The sequence below is a fragment of the Paenibacillus sp. FSL M7-0656 genome (assembly GCF_038003225.1).
In the GTDB taxonomy this organism is placed as follows: Bacteria; Bacillota; Bacilli; order Paenibacillales; family Paenibacillaceae; genus Paenibacillus; species Paenibacillus amylolyticus.
On sequence record NZ_JBBOOT010000001.1, the window covers coordinates 946,369 to 967,282 of the forward strand.

General features: G+C 42.9%; 20 protein-coding genes and 1 pseudogene. 9 read left to right on the forward strand and 12 right to left on the reverse strand.

Annotation, left to right across the window (positions count from 1 at the left end; all coding sequences use genetic code 11):
- Nucleotides 1-38 precede the first annotated feature (38 nt).
- The 3 genes from MHI01_RS03995 to MHI01_RS04005 all read left to right on the forward strand — a co-directional run bounded on the left by MHI01_RS03995 (nucleotide 39) and on the right by MHI01_RS04005 (nucleotide 3,125).
- Nucleotides 39-1,352 carry an ABC transporter substrate-binding protein gene (locus tag MHI01_RS03995; RefSeq protein WP_076317915.1) on the forward strand — a complete coding sequence of 438 codons (1,314 nt, stop codon included), beginning with the start codon at nucleotides 39-41 and terminating at the stop codon, nucleotides 1,350-1,352.
- A 68-nt stretch (nucleotides 1,353-1,420) separates the two neighbouring features.
- A complete protein-coding gene (locus MHI01_RS04000) occupies nucleotides 1,421-2,293 on the forward strand; it encodes a carbohydrate ABC transporter permease (protein ID WP_036616033.1) in 873 nt (290 codons plus the stop codon).
- A gap of 1 nt (nucleotide 2,294) precedes the next feature.
- On the forward strand, nucleotides 2,295-3,125 hold the full coding sequence (locus MHI01_RS04005) for a carbohydrate ABC transporter permease (RefSeq protein WP_017688542.1): 831 nt from the start codon (nucleotides 2,295-2,297) through the stop codon (nucleotides 3,123-3,125).
- Nucleotides 3,126-3,243: 118 nt separating this feature from the next.
- On the opposite strand, the gene MHI01_RS04010 is transcribed toward MHI01_RS04005, so the two are convergent.
- Nucleotides 3,244-3,948, reverse strand: coding sequence for an SDR family oxidoreductase (locus tag MHI01_RS04010; protein ID WP_076317917.1), 705 nt, complete (start codon nucleotides 3,946-3,948; stop codon nucleotides 3,244-3,246).
- Nucleotides 3,949-4,174: 226 nt separating this feature from the next.
- The gene (gene helD, locus MHI01_RS04015; protein WP_340982581.1) at nucleotides 4,175-6,589 is read right to left on the reverse strand and encodes an RNA polymerase recycling motor HelD; all 2,415 of its coding nucleotides are present in this window, start codon (nucleotides 6,587-6,589) and stop codon (nucleotides 4,175-4,177) included.
- Between the two features lie 365 nt (nucleotides 6,590-6,954).
- Here helD and MHI01_RS04020 point away from each other — a divergent pair, with 365 nt between their 5' ends.
- The 3 genes and pseudogenes from MHI01_RS04020 (at nucleotide 6,955) to MHI01_RS04030 (ending at nucleotide 9,508) form a co-directional block, all read left to right on the forward strand.
- Complete coding sequence (locus MHI01_RS04020) at nucleotides 6,955-7,272, forward strand: winged helix-turn-helix transcriptional regulator (RefSeq protein ID WP_017688544.1); 318 nt, start codon at nucleotides 6,955-6,957, stop codon at nucleotides 7,270-7,272.
- A gap of 146 nt (nucleotides 7,273-7,418) precedes the next feature.
- Nucleotides 7,419-8,296, forward strand: a pseudogene (locus MHI01_RS04025) (SDR family oxidoreductase).
- A 231-nt stretch (nucleotides 8,297-8,527) separates the two neighbouring features.
- Entirely contained in the window at nucleotides 8,528-9,508 is a 981-nt protein-coding gene (locus tag MHI01_RS04030; protein ID WP_340982582.1) for an aldo/keto reductase, read from the forward strand.
- A 75-nt stretch (nucleotides 9,509-9,583) separates the two neighbouring features.
- Here the strand turns inward: MHI01_RS04030 and MHI01_RS04035 are convergent, their stop codons facing one another.
- From MHI01_RS04035 to MHI01_RS04050, 4 genes are all read right to left on the reverse strand, one after another.
- Complete coding sequence (locus MHI01_RS04035; protein WP_047842909.1) at nucleotides 9,584-9,955, reverse strand: iron chaperone; 372 nt, start codon at nucleotides 9,953-9,955, stop codon at nucleotides 9,584-9,586.
- Between the two features lie 267 nt (nucleotides 9,956-10,222).
- Nucleotides 10,223-11,476 (reverse strand): hypothetical protein, encoded by a 1,254-nt coding sequence (locus MHI01_RS04040; protein WP_340982583.1) that lies wholly within the window; start codon nucleotides 11,474-11,476, stop codon nucleotides 10,223-10,225.
- Nucleotides 11,477-11,580: 104 nt separating this feature from the next.
- Entirely contained in the window at nucleotides 11,581-12,054 is a 474-nt protein-coding gene (locus MHI01_RS04045) for an HIT family protein (RefSeq protein WP_076327638.1), read from the reverse strand.
- 186 nt (nucleotides 12,055-12,240) lie between these two features.
- Nucleotides 12,241-13,281 carry an NAD(P)-dependent alcohol dehydrogenase gene (locus tag MHI01_RS04050; RefSeq protein WP_047842906.1) on the reverse strand — a complete coding sequence of 347 codons (1,041 nt, stop codon included), beginning with the start codon at nucleotides 13,279-13,281 and terminating at the stop codon, nucleotides 12,241-12,243.
- A 192-nt stretch (nucleotides 13,282-13,473) separates the two neighbouring features.
- On the opposite strand from MHI01_RS04050, the gene MHI01_RS04055 reads away from it, so the two are divergent.
- A complete protein-coding gene (locus tag MHI01_RS04055) occupies nucleotides 13,474-13,887 on the forward strand; it encodes a MerR family transcriptional regulator (RefSeq protein WP_017688550.1) in 414 nt (137 codons plus the stop codon).
- A 98-nt stretch (nucleotides 13,888-13,985) separates the two neighbouring features.
- Here MHI01_RS04055 and MHI01_RS04060 read toward each other — a convergent pair whose 3' ends face one another.
- Nucleotides 13,986-14,564, reverse strand: a complete 579-nt coding sequence (locus MHI01_RS04060) for a TetR/AcrR family transcriptional regulator (protein ID WP_127548431.1) — start codon at nucleotides 14,562-14,564, stop codon at nucleotides 13,986-13,988.
- A gap of 289 nt (nucleotides 14,565-14,853) precedes the next feature.
- Here MHI01_RS04060 and MHI01_RS04065 point away from each other — a divergent pair, with 289 nt between their 5' ends.
- Nucleotides 14,854-15,777 carry an AraC family transcriptional regulator gene (locus tag MHI01_RS04065; RefSeq protein ID WP_340982584.1) on the forward strand — a complete coding sequence of 308 codons (924 nt, stop codon included), beginning with the start codon at nucleotides 14,854-14,856 and terminating at the stop codon, nucleotides 15,775-15,777.
- Between the two features lie 133 nt (nucleotides 15,778-15,910).
- On the opposite strand, the gene MHI01_RS04070 is transcribed toward MHI01_RS04065, so the two are convergent.
- From MHI01_RS04070 to MHI01_RS04090, 5 genes are all read right to left on the reverse strand, one after another.
- A complete protein-coding gene (locus MHI01_RS04070; RefSeq protein ID WP_282321480.1) occupies nucleotides 15,911-16,933 on the reverse strand; it encodes an NADH:flavin oxidoreductase/NADH oxidase in 1,023 nt (340 codons plus the stop codon).
- Nucleotides 16,934-17,044: 111 nt separating this feature from the next.
- Nucleotides 17,045-17,389, reverse strand: a complete 345-nt coding sequence (locus tag MHI01_RS04075; protein ID WP_340982585.1) for a rhodanese-like domain-containing protein — start codon at nucleotides 17,387-17,389, stop codon at nucleotides 17,045-17,047.
- Nucleotides 17,390-17,440: 51 nt separating this feature from the next.
- A complete protein-coding gene (locus tag MHI01_RS04080) occupies nucleotides 17,441-18,085 on the reverse strand; it encodes an SDR family oxidoreductase (protein WP_036670863.1) in 645 nt (214 codons plus the stop codon).
- Between the two features lie 137 nt (nucleotides 18,086-18,222).
- A complete protein-coding gene (locus tag MHI01_RS04085) occupies nucleotides 18,223-18,648 on the reverse strand; it encodes a MarR family winged helix-turn-helix transcriptional regulator (RefSeq protein ID WP_340982586.1) in 426 nt (141 codons plus the stop codon).
- Nucleotides 18,649-18,834: 186 nt separating this feature from the next.
- The gene (locus tag MHI01_RS04090; RefSeq protein ID WP_083684209.1) at nucleotides 18,835-19,863 is read right to left on the reverse strand and encodes an ABC transporter substrate-binding protein; all 1,029 of its coding nucleotides are present in this window, start codon (nucleotides 19,861-19,863) and stop codon (nucleotides 18,835-18,837) included.
- Nucleotides 19,864-20,073: 210 nt separating this feature from the next.
- On the opposite strand from MHI01_RS04090, the gene MHI01_RS04095 reads away from it, so the two are divergent.
- On the forward strand, nucleotides 20,074-20,886 hold the full coding sequence (locus MHI01_RS04095) for an undecaprenyl-diphosphate phosphatase (protein WP_036608062.1): 813 nt from the start codon (nucleotides 20,074-20,076) through the stop codon (nucleotides 20,884-20,886).
- Nucleotides 20,887-20,914 lie beyond the last annotated feature (28 nt).

The window sequence follows — 20,914 nt, forward strand, 5'->3', positions numbered from 1 at the left end:
TAAACGGATTCACTAAACGTTTCAGAGGGGGATTTGCATTGAAAACAATAAAAAGAAAAAAGGCGTTTTCTATTATTCTGGCCAGTTTATTATCGGTCTCATTAACGGCTTGTGGATCAGGAGGTACGGATTCCGGCACAGCTGCTGGCGGGGACAGCAAGAGTGGCAAAGTCACATTGGAGCTGGCAATCTCTAAAAGTTCTCAGGACTCTGCCTTTATCCAGCAGGACATTCTCGATGCATTCGAAAAACAAACAAACATTCGTGTCAATTTGCAGCTGATTCCAGCGGAACAAACGACAACTGTACTGCAAACCAAACTGGCTGTAGATGAAACGCCTGATATTATTCAGTACAATCTGGCGAGCGCAGTCACGGACCTGAACCTTGAACGTAACTTCGAGATTCTGGATAACGAGCCTTGGGCGAGCAGAATTGTGAACAAAGACGTCCTCTCTTCTGGTGGTCATCTCTACAGCTTCCATGTCAGCCAAGATACGGGGATGCAAGGGGTCGTTTATAACAAACAAATCTTTGAAGAACTCGGGTTGTCGCTTCCAACCAACTACGAAGAATTCCTGGCGATCTGTGAAAAAATCAAAGCAAGTGGCATTACACCTGTATTCATGCCTTACAAAGATGCCTGGGCTGCCAACATCTGGCCTGCTGCAGCTTTTGCCGATTTTGTAGCCAAAAATGAACCGACTTTTTTTGATGAGTTGAACAGCAACAAGAAAAAATGGTCTGATATCCCGGAATTCAAAACATTCCTGGAACAACAATATGAGATTTACACTAAAGGTTACACCAACACGGATGTGCTTAGCGACAGCTATGACATGGCCGTAGGTAAATTCCTGAACAAGGAAGTTGCCATGATGTTTATGGGCGATTGGTTAATTGAAGGCGTGGCCGAGCAAGATCCAAATATGGAACTGGGCGTATTCCCGATTCCATCGTCAGACAATGCCAGTCTGGGTGCAAGTCCACTCGGCGGACAACTGTTCATTCCGAAGAAATCCAAACATTTGGAAGAAGCTAAACAATTCTTGGACTACATCGCCTCCAAGGAAGTTGCACAACAGATCGTGGACTCCAAAGGGTACGTATCCAATTTCAGTGACGTCACCACACCAGAATTGCCGGCTTACAAGCAGGATATTGTAGACAACTATATTACGCCGAAGAAAACCGTGCTGACAACGGATGCATACATGCTGGTTGATCGCAGCGAACTGTATCGATTGTTACAGGATCAATTCGCGGGTGGATTGTCACCAGAAGAAGTACTGAAATCCTGGGATGAGAAGTTCAGTCAGTTGATGCAGGATAAAGGCGTAGAAGGTTTCTAAAGAGTGAAATATAAGGCAGCATAACATAATCATTCGTTATGCTGCCTAGTTATAACGGAGTGTGAGACATGAAAAGGACTAAAAATCTGTACTCGTATTACATGATATTTCCCGCACTGATTATCTACTCCATCTTTTTTGTTGTGCCTGCTCTCGCCGCTTTCTATTATTCATTCACGGATTGGCGGCTGGATCGGCTGGAGCTGAAGTTCATCGGGTGGGATAATTTCAAGAAAATTTTCTCAGACAAAACGCTTATTCTGGCGCTGAAAAACACGGCAATATTTGCAATTGTCACCGTCGTTGGCAAAAATGTCATCGGTCTATTGCTGGCCGTAGGACTTAACATGCGACTAAGAACAAAGAACCTGCTACGCGCGATCTTCTACTCCCCTTCCATTCTCAGCATCCTTGTGATCAGCATCCTGTTCACTCCCATGTTGCGTACCGAAGGTACAATTAACAATTTATTGGAATCTGTTGGGTTACATTCGTTAAGCCAAGCTTGGCTGACCAACCCATCGATTGTGATCTGGACGATTGCCATCGTCTCGATCTGGCAGAGTGCCGGGTTCCAGATGGCCATCTATCTGGCGGGCCTGCAGTCCATTTCTCAAGAGTATTATGAGGCAGCCAAGATTGATGGCGCAAGTTCGTGGAGAAGTTTTTTCAAAATCACACTTCCACTCTTGCTGCCCGCGATTAACATTAACCTGATGCTGACATTGATCGGTGGACTCAAAGTATTCTCCGAAGTATATGTCATGACCGGTGGTGGCCCGGGTAACGCTTCCCAGGTCGTAGGTACGATCATTCTGCGATCTTTCGGCGAAGGCAACTGGGGACTTGGTACCGCGGTCAACACACTTCTCTTCGTGGTCGTTACCATTATTGCTATACCGCTATTGATCTTCATGCGGCGTAAGGAGGTTACGGAATAACATGGGCTATACACGCAAACTCGCCATCCGCAACTATATCGTGGAAGGTTTCCTGATTCTGGCCTCTCTTATCGTTCTGTTGCCGCTTGTCATTCTGATCTTTGGTTCATTCAAAACCAGTGCCGAAGTGCTTAGTTTCTCCCTGAGTTTTCCGGAAACATGGCAGTTCTCGAACTATGTTCGTGTCTTCCAGGAAGGCGGACTGTCGCGAGCGTTCTTCAACAGCATTTTGATTACTGGCGTATCTTCCATCATTAATATCGTTGCCTCTTCGGCAGCGGCATTCATTCTGGCACGTCGGGAAACCAAACTATCCGGCACGATCTACATGTATTTCTTCATGGGACTGATTGCGCCAATGTCGATTATTACGACCATACGGGTTGTACAGGGATTGGGATTCTACGGCAGCATCACAAGTGTCATCCTGATCTACGCCGCGTTAAATACAGCCTTCAGTGTATTCTTGTATAGTGGATTCATCAAAACCATTCCACGAGCGCTGGACGAAGTGGCATTTCTGGAAGGAGCAAGTGTGTTCGGGGTGTTCTTCCGCATCGTCACACCGCTCATCCTGCCCGTTAACGCAACGGTAGCGATCATGGTGTTCATGTCCGTCTGGAATGACATCACGATTCCGGTGTACTTCCTGACAGACAGCTCCACATGGACGATGCCACTATCGATCTACAATTTCTACGGCAAATATAGCCGGGACTGGAACCTGATCTTCGCCAATCTCGTGCTTACTTCCCTGCCTGTATTCATCCTGTATCTATTCGGGCAAAAATATATTGTCAGCGGCCTTACTGCCGGTGCAGTTAAAGGTTAAACCTCATATTCTCACCGTTCTTGAAGGAATGGAATTAGAGAATTCATGACAGACTTAACCCCCACCATATCTGGCGGGGGTTGTTTTATTTATAACGAGAAAATGCATCTACACCTCTCTATTTTTGAAACAATTGCGGGTAAAGGGCAGCAACACCACCAGCAAGACCCTGTTGTACATTCCGACTGGTATCATCAGCAATAATCTCGTAGAGATCCGCTTCGATGGAATCTATTGCAATTTTGGCAATATCCGTTGGGCTCGTTTTTGGTGCATCGATACCTGCCGTCATATCCGTATCCATGAACGCCACGTGCAATCCGGCAACGCTAACGTTCTTAGGGGCTAATTCGAGACGTAATGCATTCGTAATTCCCCACTGAGCGGATTTTGCAGCTGAATATGCACCTGAGTTACCAAGGCTGAGCCAAGATAGAGCAGACAGGATATTCAGTATCGAACCGCCCCCATTCTTCTCTATTACCGGTGCAAACGCACGAATCATTGAAAGCGTACCGAATACATGTGTATTGAATTCCAAGTGAATATCGTTCAGCTCACCTCTGAGCAGAGAAGCACCCGTAGCGGAACCAGCATTATTAATTAGAAGGGTTACATCACTAGCTACCTCAGCTGCAGCCATGACAGATTGTGGATCCGTAATATCGAGTTGCAGTGGAATAGCCCCGGGCAGATCAATGGATTCAGGGTTTCGCGCCCCAGCATACACTTTGGTTCCCCTCGCCAGCAGTTCAAGAGCAAGTTCCTTACCCAACCCTCGATTAGCCCCACTTACAATAGCAACTTGTTTGGAAATATTCATTTATTATTACTCCCTCTCATTGAGAATGTATTCATTTTCGAGTTGTTATGGGAACGATCATTCTCATAATCTCTAATAACAATCTATCACATCGGGAACGATCAGTAAAGAATAACTTTTATGATTCATGTCTTTAATAAAAGAAGATGCCCGATAACCTTTGAAATAAGGCTCCGAGCATCTTTCTGTGGTCCTTCATTTAAGATGGATTTACTTTACTTATGAATTACGTTCTTATGTCATATAGATTCGCAGGGAACGCCTGCACAAATGGTGACCAGTCACTCACTGTATATAGATGAAGTCGGTGCATGGCCCGTGTGCATGCCGTATACAGAAGCTTGCGATCATATTCCTGGCTGTAAGCAACGGGTGAAGCATCATAGACCAGGACAGCATCGAACTCAACGCCTTTGGCGAGATACACAGGAATAACCATGATTCCTTTTTCGAAAATCTGTGTGTCCTTTGTTATGAGCTGCAACCCTTCGCCGCCTTGACTTTGCAACCTTTCATAGGCGTCACGGCTTTCAGCCGCGGTTTTCGTAATCACAGCGATGGAATCGAACCCCTCCGCCTTAAGCGCGGCGATGTCTGCGAGAATCTGCGCACCACGCAGCTTTTCCTCCTTCAATCCTGTTAAAAGAGGCTTCTGATCTCCCCTTTCAAACGGTCTAATCTCTTCTCCCCCTGGTAACATCTGTCTCGTGAATTCAACAATCTCTTTGGTTGAACGATAACTGCGTACGAGCCGTATCAATGTAGTTTCGCCTGCTCCGTAAAGGTGAACCAGTGGTGAGTTAGGTGCTGCCAAATCCGTAGCCTGCATAAAGATGGCTTGCCCGAAATCCCCCAGCACCGTCATGCGGGCACGAGGAAACAGTTTCTTGAGATATTCGTATTGAAACGCCGAATAATCCTGGCCTTCATCGACAAAGACATAACGAATCTCTGTGTTCGTCCGTACGCCTTCGATCATCTCTTTTACATATAAATACGGAGTAGCATCCTCATGGAACAGCTTGTTCTGAAGGATCATGGCCTTGGTCTGTTTACAGATCTCAGGCCAGTGCTGTGGGGGGATTGCCCCATTCGTTTGTTCCCGATAAGCGGCTTCATCTACAAATAGTTGTTCGTATATACCTTTCACATCCACGAACTGGAATTTCCGCACACTCTTTCTTAAAGGTTTAAACATGTCTTTCACCAGTTTCTGACGAAGCAGCTCCTCTTCTCGCACTGCAAAGTTAAAGGCACCCTCATCTTGCACTGCGCTGTCATTACCGTTATCTCGTGCTGCGTATTTTTCCGCTACATCGAATACAGGCTTTTCTTTGTGCAACATGCGGAAAGCTTCCACATACTCATCCGTGTCCAGATAATTCAACTCCTCCAGAACCCAGTCTGCTTCCCGTTCCAGACGTTCCAGCGAAACAAGTTCTCTCAGCAACCATTCCTGCAAAAGAAGTATACGGTTGGACAAGGTAAGATTCTGATCCAAACTGTAAAATTGGGTCTTGATTTGGTCTGAACTGATGAATTCACGTCCCCGAAATTGAATGCCGTTAAACCGCATCCCCTCTCTTCCTAACCACTTACCGTAGTTTTGGAGCACTTGCAGGAATGTCTCGGAAGCTTTGTACTTGATCGCCTCCATACGAGCTTCATATCCCGGATCATTCTGAGCTGTCAGCACATATTCAATCTGATCAAAGGCATCCTCTGGTCGGATGGAGGAATCCAGCCAATAATTCAGATATTCCTGGAAAGTTGTCTGCTGCATATTCTCTTCCCCAAGTTCCGGGAGCACAGTCGAGATATAACTGGTAAACATCGGATTCGGCGAGAAAAGTACAATCTGATCTGCTTTAACGGTCTGGCGGTGTTTATATAGTAAGTAAGCGACTCGCTGTAACGCAGCCGACGTCTTGCCACTGCCAGCTGCCCCCTGAACGATAAGCATTCGGCTTCGGTCATCACGGATGATGGCGTTTTGTTCCTTCTGGATAGTTGCTACAATACTCTTCATTTGTGAGTCTGCACCCTTGGCGAGCACTTGCTGCAACAATTCGTCACCAATCGTCTCAGTTGAATCAAACATGCTATGAAGTTGCCCATGTTGAATCTGGAATTGACGCTTGAGCTCCATCTTTCCTTCGATTCGTCCTGAAGGTGTGTCATAACTTGCTGGCCCGGGAGAGTGATCATAGTACAGACTCGCAATTGGCGTACGCCAGTCATAGATTAGAAAGTTCAAACCATCTTCATCCATGAAGGATGATACGCCGATGTAGATCTGTTCAGTCCATGTCATGCCTTTTTCCTTATAGTCGAAACGGCCAAAATACGGCGTTGGAAGCAGTCTCTTTGTATTTTTCCATTGTTGTGTTAACAGCTTGTGCCCGCGCTCCCTCTCCGCCAACACTCTCGACTGCTGATTAATGGTATAGAATGCATCTTCAAAATCCGTGTACGAACCGGTATTAATCGTCACTTCTTCCCAGAACCGTTTACGAATTTCGGCAACCTGTTCATGCATTCCGGCAACCTTCGGTTCTAACTCGTCGAGTCGTGCCTGAAGCTTGTTCCTCACCTGCACTAGTCTTTCCTCTTCCAACTTCCATTCGTTTGTTTTATCCATGAATGAGTCCACTCCCTTTTCCATTTATTAGGGCCAAAAAAAAGAGCATTGACAAATCGGAATGTCGGATGTAAAATTAAATTAGGAGAAATAATGATTCATCCTTTACATTCAATATAAATGTCAATTGCGCTATAGATTATATCATGGCTTTTTTTCACGTTCAATGCTTTTTTTGTTCTGTCTGAGTTGAACAATAATTTATATTATGTAAGGTGTCCCTCGAGCTACACTGGGGGCATCTTTTTTGTGTCTTGGGCATGGTTCATACCCTGAATGCGGTAAGCTATACATCCCTTTATAAATTCGATAAAATGAACGAAACATGAAACATGAGTTGATGCTTTTGGGAGGGATACATAAATATGAATATAGAACCTGTGGAGGACCGTTGTCCTGTTGAGTTTGCAGTCAATATGATTGGTGGAAAATGGAAGTTATTAATTATAAATCGGCTCATCCGCCATTCAACAATTCGATTCAATGAATTACAGAAAATGCTGGACCCCATTACGCATCGCACATTAACCAGGCAATTACGAGAACTTGAAGAAGCTGGTTTGATAAACCGTGTTACCCACCCTGTAGTTCCGCCTAAAGTCGAATATTCCCTTACAGAAAAAGGACAAAGCCTGACTTCGATCTTGTTTCAGCTAGGTGATTGGGGATCGAAACATATGTAAAACGCCTTCCCATAGTATCCTAAGGGATACTCTATATCATTAATGTGCGTACTTACGCTCCTATTCTAAATCCGTTATGCTGAGGTCATTGCTGAGTGTTAACTCATTCATTCCAATCACATATTGAAAGGAAGTTATTGACCACTATGACACAAAATGATCGATTTTTAGTATATGGGGCATCGGGCTCCCAAGGCGGCGCTGTCGCTCAATTACTCGTTCAACAAGGTTGTGAGGTTCGCACGATTACTCGAAATGAGGCAACAGCCAAAACACTAAAGGAACAAAACATTGAAGCTTTCATCGGGGATCTATCAGATGTGGAACAGCTTCATACGGCGCTGAAGGTGTAAGTAAAGTCTTCCTGAACCTGCCGGTGGAGTTCAATTCGGATAAGATCAGACAATATACCAAAAATGCAATTGATGCTGCTATACAGGCAAACGTTAAATTGATTGTAGTTAACACGGGTACCTATGTTCCTGACCCTATCACCCATTCCAAAGGAATTGAATTGAAACGTGAAGTTATCCATGAATTGCAGCAAAGTGGTCTTCCATATATCATTGTGGAACCCATTGTATACTTGGAAAACCTCTTGATTCCCGGAATACTGAACAATGGCGTTTTGGCCTACCCGATACCAGCAGACAAGCCGATCTCCTGGATTAGCTTAAACGATGCAGCTCAATTCCACTATTATGCCTTGACTCATTCGGAATTGGCAGGAAGCATTATCCCAGCATCTGGATTAGAAGCCCTGACAGGTACACAATTAGCGGAACAATTCAGTGCTGTATTAGGTGAAAAGATCAGCTTCATGTCTCTTCCTTTTGATCATTTTGAAGCAGCGATTCAGCCTTTGTTGGGAAGTGAGACAGCAGCAGGTCTTAAAGGATTGTACCAATGGATTGATGGGCATACAGATCTTCTTCCACGGTATGAAGAGTTAGATGATAATATCAAAGCCAATCTTAAATTAACCAAAATAAGCGATTGGATTCATCAAACAATAATTAAATAATATTTTATGAACAAGCCATTTGAATCTCCAACGGAGAAACGAGTGGCTTGTTCTTTTTATATGAGAACTTTAATGGGCTCAACTGATTCAAATTCAGAGATTCTGATAGGATTAGGCAAAACTTTGATAGAAATGTGGTACAGGTTGTTCCCTTCATTATGACATAATAATGTGTATATAGATCACCCTACAGGTGGCAATAATAAACATTAGAAAGGATTTGAACATGACATGGAATATACTAAACTTGGTAATACAGGCTTGGACGTATCTCGATTTTGCCTGGGATGTATGGGATTTGGGGATGCCAGTAAATGGGTTCATGAATGGGTACTGAATGAAGAAAATTCTCGCCCGGTGATAAAGAAAGCGCTGGATCTAGGCATTAATTTCTTCGATACAGCGAATGTATACTCTCTGGGTACAAGCGAGGAGTATCTCGGTCGGGCGTTAAAAGATTATGCAAATCGGGATGAGGTTGTCATTGCTACCAAAGTACACGGACAAATGCATCAAGGACCCAACGGTTCTGGTCTTTCCAGAAAAGCCATCCTGAGTGAGATTGATAAAAGCCTGAAACGATTGGAAACCGATTATGTGGATCTCTATATCATTCATCGTTGGGACTACAATACGCCTATTGAAGAAACCATGGAAGCCTTACATGATGTGGTGAAGTCCGGTAAAGTGAGATATATTGGCGCTTCGGCCATGTTTGCATGGCAGTTCCAAAAAGCATTACATGTAGCAGAGAAAAATGGTTGGACCAAGTTTGTCTCCATGCAAAACCACCTGAATCTCATCTACCGTGAAGAGGAACGAGAAATGTTGCCTTTATGCAAGGAAGAAAAGATTGGTGTGACTCCCTACAGTCCTCTCGCTTCAGGCAGGTTAACCCGTGATTGGTCCGTATCAACACTTCGATCCGAGACAGACAAAATTCAGAAATCCAAGTACAATGCAACAAGTGATGCGGATCGGCTTGTTGTTGAACGAGTTGCATCCATCGCAGAAAAATACGATGTCCCTCGCACACACATTGCACTTGCGTGGTTGCTGCAAAAAGATACTGTAGCGGCTCCAATTATCGGTGCCACCAAAATATCGCATCTGGAAGATGCGGTAGGTGCTCTTTCTGTTAAGTTGACCTCAGAAGACGTCTCATTCCTTGAAGAGCCTTATGTACCTCACCCCGTAGTAGGTGCTCAATAATCGCTTAAGCTTAAAGTACAGAAGACCTCCTCTTTCCGCATCCGGAAGTTGGGGGTCTTCTTTTTATATCGCGATTTATTTACGCCAGAATGTTGAACATTCTGCCTTATCCGCTATATTGAACTCAATCATTCTCTCAAGTAACGAAAAATCAATCTCCTGTTTCCACTTCATCCGCACCAACTCTTTGGTGTGATCATAACCCGCCTGTGTGATCTCTTCCGAAAAACGATTAATTCCTGCCTTCTCGGGAGCAACAGCCAAGTGTTGCTTGGATACACTAAAGCCAATAATAAAGGTCTCATGGTCGGTAAACATCGGTTGATTCCAGGCTATTTTTTGTTTTAAATTCGGGAATTTTTCAGTGACCCAGTTCAAAACTTCTTCCGTTCGTGCCTGGTGTTCCGGGTTATCGATGCGTGCTATAAATTCTGCAAAGGTCTCCATTAGTTCCCCCCTATATCATGAAATATACTACTTATATTGTCCAATTCAAACTCATTCTATCATGAATATCAAATTCATAAACACCTGTCGGTTGTTTTAATACAAAAAGAATTTGTAACAACAAAGTTCTCTTTAATAGGCGTTTTTTACGTTGTATTCAACAGTTTAAGAAATTTAAGATTGGATTGCAAACCTGCTTCCAAATATATTGAACCTTCATAGAATATAAAAAGCCGTTGATTGTTGTTATCAACGGCACTCCAACTATTATTTAGTTACCTTGTATTTAATCAGATTATATCGGTGGTCGCTAATCACGGTGCGATAGACCACATTTTCGGACGAGTCATATGCAAAGTTACTCTTATGAACATCATCTAAAACAAAGTATTTAATAAGTATAATGTCTCCATTATCCTTCATTAAGGTATACCTCTCTCCCCATTTGTCATCAATGGTCCCAAAGCTTGTATACTCAATATAGCTATCGTTTCGATAGGATCTCATTAAACCATTAAAATTAAGCTCTCCTTCATACGTACGAGAAAACAGCTTTTTGAAGTTATGATCATATAAAGTGATACTGTGTTCAGATTGGTTATCAATTAATAGTTTACTTCCGGTTGAATGCATAGAAATATTCATATTTCTATCAAGCACGGTGTCCCATTTGAGTTTACCATTAACTCCATAGGCCATTAATTTCTGTCCACCATATGAATTGGATCTTGCATATTCTACAATTAGTGTACCGCCATTTAGTTGATGATAACCCGCAACGTAGAAACCACCAAACTTTTTGGAGTTAATCGTAAATAACGGCTTTTTCAAAGAGTTTACATCTTTAAAAACCTCGATTTTATTCTCACCTACAAAATGGAGTACATAACCAGAAGTCAGTACTTCAGTTTTATAACCTAACACAGTCTCGCTTGTCGTTATTCCTTTGGAATTTAGTGTGATAAAACGGGATTGATTTTTAAGACTATCCGTTTGTTGCAGAACAATTCCATTTTTATACGGATAGATATTTGAGAAACTTAAATCCTTCTTTTCGAATAAACGCTTTCCTTTTGCATCCAAACTAAGAATGTTGAACGTTTTCCCGTGATTTGTAGAATACTGATAAAATATATTACCGCTCTCGTTATAAAACCATGTATGATTCAACGGATAAAAGTTTTTCACTTTATTTTTAATGTCATACGTCCAGGCAAGTTTCCCTGTCTTAATATTTATCGTATATAGGCTAAAGTTATTACCAGACACAGTGGCGGGGTTTAACATAACAAGCTGAGCAGCACGATTAATATGGTCTTGTGGAGTGTGACCTAATTCAAAGCTCAGATAATCAATTTCTTTAGGAAAAGTATGTACCCATTCCTGCTGTAGCCCTCCGTGCTCCTCTAAGCTTAACTCGGTAAATTCTGCATACATCTGATCTGTGCTGCCTAAATACAATGTGAAAACTACGAAAATTGCTATCAACCTTTTAGATATCTTACCTTTCAATACTGGCACAGCCCTTCTCTTATCTTATGATTTTTTCGTTACAAAGAATATCCTAATGTAGCTACTTCTGATCAAATATAACATAGGGTCTCAGATTCATCTCCTTCTAGACCTTAAATGTTTTCCTTTATCCAAGAACGCAACTTATCCGCATAGAGCGAGCGTTCATCTGGATCGGACTGGGAACCATTTGTCAGATAAAGTTGATCGTTCACGTATCTGGGGTAAACATGGAGATGATAATGCCACACATCTTGATTACCAGCAGGTTCATTATGTTGCCGTGTCGAAATCCCATCACATCCATATGTACTTTTCATTGCAAATGCTGTAAGCTGAGCCGCACGGTGAATCTCAACAGCGTAATCCGCAGGGAGTTCAAAGATGTTCTCGAAATGTTGATTCGGAACAGTAAGAACATGTCCTTTATTGTTTGGCCACCATTTGCCCGCTATAAATGCCGTTACCTTTTCATTTTGATAGATGATATCCCTTTGTTTTGTTCCCTGATCAGGTCGCTCGATACCCCAAATACGACAAAATGGACATTCGTACCCTTCCGGCTGATGTGAAAATGATACTGTCATCTTTCTCATTCCACTCCCTTCATGTTTACTTCACTAGTTATTAGACGCAGGTATCTTCTGTTCGTTGCGAAAAGAGCACGGGTTGTAGAATGATCAGCAATTAACAAACTGAAAAGCAAAAAGCAGCTGACCTTGGCGGCGGCTGCTTTCTACTATCTTTAACTATCACTATTGCACACTTCACAATTACATGGTGCTGATATCAATAACAAAGCGATATTTCACGTCGGAAGCCAGTACACGTTTGTATGCTTCGTCAATCTGATCGGCGGAGATGACCTCAATGTTAGGTGCAATATCATGTTCTGCACAGAAATCAAGCATTTCCTGTGTCTCACGAATGCCACCAATCATGGAACCCGCGAATGAACGGCGATGGCCGATGAGTGAGAATACGTTAACAGCTAAAGGCTCTGCAGGAGCACCCACGTTCACGAGTGTACCATCCAGTGTGAGCAGTGAGAAATAAGCGTTAATGTCAATATTCGCACTTACCGTGTTAATCATCAGATCAAATGTGCCTGCAAGTTTCTCGAATGTTTCCGGCTCGCTGGTGGCAAAGTAGTGATCTGCACCAAATTGTAGTCCATCTTCTTTTTTGCTCAAGGATTGGGAGAGAACCGTTACTTCCGCACCCATCGCATGTGCAATTTTGACAGCCATATGACCTAGACCACCCATACCTACAACGGCAACCTTCTTACCTGGGCCAGCTCCCCAGTGATGAAGTGGTGAATACGTCGTAATACCGGCACACAGCAAAGGTGCAGCAGCATCAAGTGCAATGTTATCAGGGATGCGCACGATGAAATCCTCTACGACAACAATGTGAGTTGAATATCCACCTTGCGTAGGCTCACCGTATTTGTCTACACCAGCGTAAGTAGGAATATTTCCTTTGAGACAGTATTGCTCTTCACCTTTGCGGCAGTTATCACACTCGCCACAAGAGTCAACCATACATCCGACTCCTACTCGATCACCGACTTTATATTTGGAGACCCCTGTTCCTACATCGGTTACAATCCCGGCAATCTCGTGTCCAGGAACAAGTGGATAATTCACAGGGCCCCATTCACCGTGGGCAGTATGGATGTCAGAATGGCAGATACCAGCATATTTAATCTCAATTAATACATCATTAGTATCCAGATCACGTCGTTTAATTTCAGCACTTCTGAATTGTTGGTCTGGTCCGTCAACGGCTCTGGCTTTAGCTATAATCAATGGGATAACCTCCTAGTAATTTAAAGTTCAAAATAATCTTACTCCCTCTAGTTAACTCTAGGTCAAATGTTTATCTTATTTTTTTTATCTCCAACGTACTTTGACATCCAGTAATCCAACATGGTAGAATTCACTCGGATCATCCTAGAGTTAACTCGAAGTCTACCCCCAGTAGAAAGGAATTTTATGAAAATGACCTATTCAATCGGTGAAGTTGCCAAAAAATTAGACCTTACGGTATATACATTGCGTTACTACGACAAGGAAGGACTCATGCCTTTTGTGGAACGTACCACGAGTGGAACACGTTTGTTCAAAGACTCCGACATTGACTTTTTAAAGATCATCCAATGTCTGAAGCTGACCGGCATGCCTATTAAAGACATTAAGGACTTTATTGAATGGTGCTCTGAGGGGGACTCCTCGCTGAAGCAAAGATATGACATGTTTACGGAGCGAAAAGCTATTGTGGAAGCACAAATGGAGGAACTAAGAAGAACCATGGAAGTCATCGAGCACAAACGCTCCTACTACGAAACAGCTTTGGAGGCTGGGACCGAAGAGATTCACAAAATTAAACCGATGGAAAATGCCATCACCAATTAATGGTTCATACTTTCTATTTTCTAAAATTAGCGCACAAAAAAGTAGCTTGAAGTCCTCTAACGGATTTCAAGCTACTTTTTTGGGTATGTCTCTACTCATCATTTTTCCAAAAGTTTCATCGTTACATTGATAATACGGTTTAGTTTTTCTTTTTCCGTCGAGGTTCTTGCCATGGCTCTGATGCCGACAGAAATATTGTGCAGGTACTCTGCCATTTCCTTCGCATCATGATCAGAAGAGAATTCTCCCTCCCGCTGCCCCCATTGAATGATTTGCTCAAACATTTGCTCTGCTTCATTAAATGAATCAAGAGATCGTGTATCCACGTCCGGATCGCGTGTACCAAGCTCTACGGCGGAGTTCACGATCAAGCATCCCGATGGCGTATCCTCTGCTTCACTGATCATAACTTCGAAGATTTTATGCAGTGCTTCCACTGCCGTCTTGGATGCCTTGATTTCTGCAAGTAATGTGGTGCTGACCTTACCTCTGTAACGATCCATTGCCTGCAAAAACAGCGAATGTTTGTCGTCAAATGTATCATATATACTTCTGCGATGAATTCCCATATGCTCAACCAGGTCACTCATCGACGTTTTCTCGTAACCTTGTTCCCAGAAGATCTTCATTGCTTTATCCAATACTTCATTCACTTCAAACTCTTTACTTCTAGCCATTCGACTTCCCTCCCAAAATCAATCTAACACATCGGGAACGATCAGTAAATAAAAGATGCAGATACCCTTCTCATTCTCATCTGATCATGTATTAGCTGAACCGTAAGTGTATATCTTCTGTACTTGTTGTATATCATGACCTGTGTACTTGTGATTATGTAACCAGCAATCAGAATGTCTTATCCATTCACATCAAATGTTTGCCTATTCCTATCCGTTTTCTACCGCCTTCGGTCAATATAAGATAGAATGTGATTATTATGTTGTGAGGAAAAAAGGAGAACTTTGCATGTCTGATCAAATACATGAACAACAAAACGAATTAGCCACACTCATTGATCGTTATTCTGACAAGGATGGGGTACATCCTACGGCAATCCCTTCATTATTTCTAATCCGTGAATCGATTGTTACTGAACCTATATTTAGAGTGAATGAACCATCCTTTTGCATTATCGTTCAGGGTGAGAAAGAGGTCCTGCTGGGACAGGATCGTTTCCGGTATGGTCCAGGAAGTTATATCGTGGCAACCGTTGACTTGCCGGTTAGTGGACAAGTAATTCAAGCCTCGTCTGAGGCTCCCTATCTGGCCCTGAAACTTGAATTCACATCCAGTGAGATTCTGGAGGTATTGAACCATTCCGATTTCCCAGCAAGACCGCGGAAAACAACGAGACGTGCCATGTTTGTCAGCCAAGCTGAGCCGTCTCTGCTGGATGCAGTCTTCAGGTTAGCCCGTTTGTTGGAGGATCATTCGGAAGATATCCCGCTGCTCGCACCTTTGTTCAAAAAGGAAATTCTCTATAAAGTTCTGAAAGGCCCACATGGGATTGCACTAGAACAAGCTACCATGGAAGGCAGCCATACCTATCGAATCAGAAACGTTATTGAATATATTATGAATCATTCTGAGCGGAATTTTCGGGTTGAGGAATTGGCGGATTTGGCAAATATGAGCACTGCCTCACTGCACAGACACTTTAAAGAAGTGACTGCCATGAGTCCGATTCAGTTTCAAAAACAATTGAGGCTGCAAGAAGCGCGCCGCTTGTTATTATCCAAGTCCACCGATGCAGCAGATGTAGCATTTCAGGTAGGTTACGAGAGCCCTTCCCAATTCAGCCGTGAATATTCTCGCATGTTCGGATTTCCGCCCAGAGAAGATATTAAACGCTTGAGAGGCGGAAGCGATGAGCCGACTACCATCTCTTGACTGGTTACTGGCTGATATCGTTCCTTTACCTTGTCTAGTTTAACCTCAAAAAGGACTCCTTCTGTTTTATTAGAGGAGTCCTTTCTTATTTCTGTATTAATGAAGATCATTTAATCGTTAAATTATTAATACATTAAAAACCAGTTGTATATTGTTTTGGAACGTCCGTTGTCTTGCGCAAAGCAGTCGCAGCTTCCAAGGCCCAGTAAGGATTTCTTAACAGACCTCTGCCGACTGCAACGAGATCGGCTTCTTCATTTCCGATGACTGCATTCGCCAACGTAGGATCATCGAGTCTTCCAACAGCGATCACGGGCACATCAAGAGTCTCTTTGATTGCTTTAGCGAGAGGCACTTGATAAGCTGCGTGAGTTCCTGGTCTGCCCCATGCAGCAATAGGTCCCTCGCCACCAGATGAGATGTCAAATACGTCAACGCCTGCCTCTTTATATGCCTTGGCAAACTCGGAACTTTCGTTAATGCCATAGCCACCTTCGACGTATTCCTTAGCCGAAATACGCATCATCAAAGGCATATCTTCGGGCATCTCTGCCTTTGCAGCCTGAATGATCTCCCGGCCAAATAACGTTAAATCTTGACCATATTCGTCTTCTCGCTTGTTTGTTAGTGGAGAATGGAATTGATGAATTAAGTAACCATGTGCACCATGAAGCTCAATCGCATCAAAACCAGCTTTTACAGCACGAGCTACAGCACTCCGGAATTTTTCAACCATTCCTTTTACTTCGTCCGTTGTAAGCGCTCGAGGTTGCTTGGAATTCTCATCAAAGGCGATCGCGGACGGAGCAACTGGAACTTCGGCATCTTCTGCTTTGCGGCCCGCATGAGCAATCTGAATGCCAACCTTGGCCCCATAACTGTGACACGCATCTACGATCCGCTTCAGAGCTGGGATCTGTTCATCTGACCATAACCCAAGATCATAATCTGAGATCCGGCCATCCGGTTCCACATCTGTCATTTCAATGATAATGAGACCTGTTCCTCCTACAGCACGACTAACGTAGTGCATATAATGCCAATCAGTTGCAATACCATCTTTTTGCTCAACTGAATATTGGCACATTGGAGCCATTACAACACGGTTTTTAAGCTCTAGGCTTTTAAAAGAATATGGACTAAACAAATCTGTCATCAAAATAAAACTCCCCTTTTCATGAATCATGAATAATAAAATGCATGCGCAAGCATCGAATTAATGCCTACGACTAATAACTCCGTATGATTAGGAACTCATATATATCTTTTACTTCATCACATAAAGACATTCAAATCCATGCTTTCGCAAAATACGAACAGCCTTTTTGGATTGAAGCATACCAGGTGACATTATAATTACGTTATCTTCTCGAAGAAGGTATTTTTCCCATGTGAAAGCAAGACGCCTCAATGAGATGTTAATCGTATCCGGAGTAGGATTAGCCATATAATCCGTCGCATCTCGAATATCAATCACTTTATACTGCCGAAAATCACGCTCTTGTCTGAGAAATACTTGATAATCTATATATTCAAGATTGCGCACTGGCCAAAATTGACGTACAACGATGAAGATACCTAATATGAAGGTCAAAAGCATCAACATAATCATTGTATAGCCCTCTCTTAACTCATCAGATATCGTCGAAAATTTTGTTTCGGATCAGAGCCCACTCAATGCCTCAGATATTGTATCCTCACCAGCGATTAGATCAAATGAACGCTTGTAGGTATTCTTCTCACTCAAACTGGCCAAAATCACATGAGCTACATCTTCACGAGCTATGTTACCGGTTGTTATATTCTCAGCAACAGTAACTTTACCTGTTCCCGGTTCATTCATTAGAATCCCTGGACGTATAATGGTATATGTTAATCCACTGATCTCTAACAATTTATCAGCATAGTGTTTCGCTGCATAATATGGAAGGATGTTATCATGCCAGTTCTCACGATTATTGGCTTGGATCGCACTCACCATGATAAATCGATCAATACCCGCTTTTTGAGCCGCTTCAATGGTTTTCCCGGCACCATCCAGATCAATCAGGAGTGTTTTATCATATCCCGTTGTACCGCCAGAACCAGCCGCAAATACAATGGCATCACAACCCGTTGCAGCAGCTACAAGTGAGTCAACCGTACCTTCCAAGTCGGCAAGCACCGTTTCCACACCCTGTGCTGCAAATGAATCTACCTGTTCTTGTTTTCGTACCATGGCAAGAACGGTGTGTTCTTCACTATTCTTCAAAAGATGAATAAGCTGTTGACCAATCTGTCCATTTGATCCCACGACGAACACCTTCATGTTCAATACCTCCTTTATACAAAATCACCGCACCCATATTAAATTCATGCGCATGCATTTAATTTAACGGATATATTAATGAGTGTCAAGTCTTCTTATAGGGTAAATGACTACATTACCCTATATTTCCCCTAGCCTTAGAACAATTCTTTAGTGAGGTTCTCTAATCGAGTCTCAAATCCATCCTGTTCCAATTCAGTTTGCAAGACCTGATTAAACGTTTGAAGTGCTTTCTTGTATTTTTTCTCTCCAAGCTCCGTAATACGAGTGTAAATGCCACGTCGGTCATCTTCACATGCATGTCTTTCCAGAGCCCCACAGTCTTTGGCTTCCATCCTAACGACGAGCCTGGAAGTAGCACTTTGGCTCAAGCCTACTAGTTCTTGAAGTTGCTGTAGGCGTAATTCCTTACCCTCCGCATTATATATGAAGTTTAACACATAAAATTCCTTCAAAGATAAGTCATATTGTTGAAGCAGAGCTTGTTCCAGCTTCTCGTTCAGATGGGTATGAATGTTAGAGAAAGCCAACCAAACATTCAAACGTTCACTCTTTTGCTGCAATCTAGATCACCCCACTTGATATTTAATTTTCATCAGCTGTTATCCTATTGTATCAAGCTTAATTACATTGGTCAAAACCCATCCAAGTTCGACGTATATAACATCCTAAGCTCATAAGAAGAGCATTTCCCCGTCTTGTACCGACGTTTAGAAATGCTCCAGTATTACCATTTATGCAGTCTAATCTTACTTCGCGGTAAGCAGGCTATCGGAAATAAATTGAAGCTGACCTTCCAACGTTAACGGATCGTTGTACGAGTCTGAAGTTGGATCAAGCTGGAACACATGATTTGCCTTCACCGCAGGCAAGTTCTTCCATAATGTATTGTCATATACGATCTTGGGATCGGTTGTATCTCCCGACCACGGGCTGGTGAAGATGATATCCCCCGCATACTCCGGTAATAGTTCCATGGAGATTGAAGCCCATCCAGTTCCGCTGTCAATCGCTTCAGCTTGGGCCTTGGCTGGTGCCTTGAGATCAAACTCCCCGTAAATAATTTCACCACCTCGACCATAGTTATGACCGAATACAAATAATCCTTTGGCGTATGGATTCAGTATGGAAACAGTACGATCGCCTACAGCTTCCTGAACCTTGGGCTTCAGTTCGTTGATCTTCGCTTCCCATTTAGCATTCCAAGCTTTCGCTGCGTCTTCTCTATTGGTGAGCTTACCCATTTCAAGCATTAGATCCTTGAAATTGCGCTTACCATATGCAATCTGTACAACAGGCGCAATCTGCTCCAGCTTGTCGATGCCCTCTGTTCCAGTGTACACGATAAATAAATCAGGTTTTAAACTGATTAGTTTCTCTGGTGTAGGCTCTTGACCCAGATCACTGGTGCCCGCTGCTGCAAGTTGATCCTTGATATATTTGTTGTTCATCGCTCCTGATAAAGCGCCGACTACCGGTGCATCCAAGGCAACAAAGTAGCCTGTCGAAAATGATGTCAAATCAATAATACGCTTAGGATTCTTCGGTACCTGTACTTCGCCTGCATCCGATTGATATGTAACAAGTTCCTCTTCGGCAGTTGCCGTTGATTCAGCGGAAGAAGCTGAATCCGAGTCCGTCTTGGTTTCTGTCTCCGTAGCCGCATTCGTGCTGTCCCCATTTGTACTATTGGTCGTAGCAGACTGACCACATGCACTAAGTACAATCAGCAAGATAAGTGCCATCATGATCCATATTGATTTTATCTGTTTACGCAAAATAAACCCACCTTTTCGTTGATATTGATAATCGTTATCAACGATATCATGCTATGCAGGATTTGACAAGCTATGTTTACTTCACCCCCTCTATGAACTCTAACTTGCAAGTCACCAAGTTAAACAGCTATCATCAATAGAGTAAACCATTCACTTTTTTTAAAAAAGAGAGTTTTGAAAAGCCAATGAAACGTAATCAAGGAGGACAACATGGAAGAGATTATATTGTGGTTAAAGTATTTGTTTTTAGGTATTGTTCAAGGTGCGACGGAGCCAATCCCCGTCTCCTCAAGCGGTCATCTAATCATCGCCCAGAAACTTATGGGCATCAAGCAGAATGGATTGTCATTTGAGATTTTAACAAACACAGCATCACTTATCGCTATTATTTTTATTTTCCGGGAAGATATCAAAAAGTTGATTATTGGTGCATTAGGTTACCTGCGTACTCGTAAAGAAGAATATCGAGCAGACTTCATGTTTTGCTTATACATAATTATTGGTACGATCCCTGCTGCTGTCGTTGCAGTCCTGTTCAAGGACCGGATTGAAGAAATCTTCTCATCCGTATATACCGTTTCCATCGCGCTATTAATCACCGGGGTTGCCTTGTGGCTTATTCGTAATCTTCGTGGTCGCAAGCAAGACGGTGATCTGTCTACGAAAGATGCATTGTTGGTAGGTCTGGCTCAGGCGGTCGCTCTTATTCCGGGGATTAGCCGCTCAGGGGCAACTGTAATTGCGTCCATCGCTGTTGGCATGAAACAGGAAACAGCTTTGAAGTTCTCCTTTATGCTGTACATTCCCATCAGTATTGGCGGACTTATCATGGGGGTATCTGACATTGCCAATGATCCGAATCGATCACAACTGGCTATCCCTTATCTGATCGCATTCATCACGACGCTCTTCGTCACGTATTTCTCCATGAGATGGTTTATGGGCATTATGGCCAAAGGCAATCTGAAATACTTTTCGTATTACTGTTTTGCCGCAGGAACATTGTTACTGATCTTCTTGTAAAAAATAGTCCACACACCAAAAGGAACAA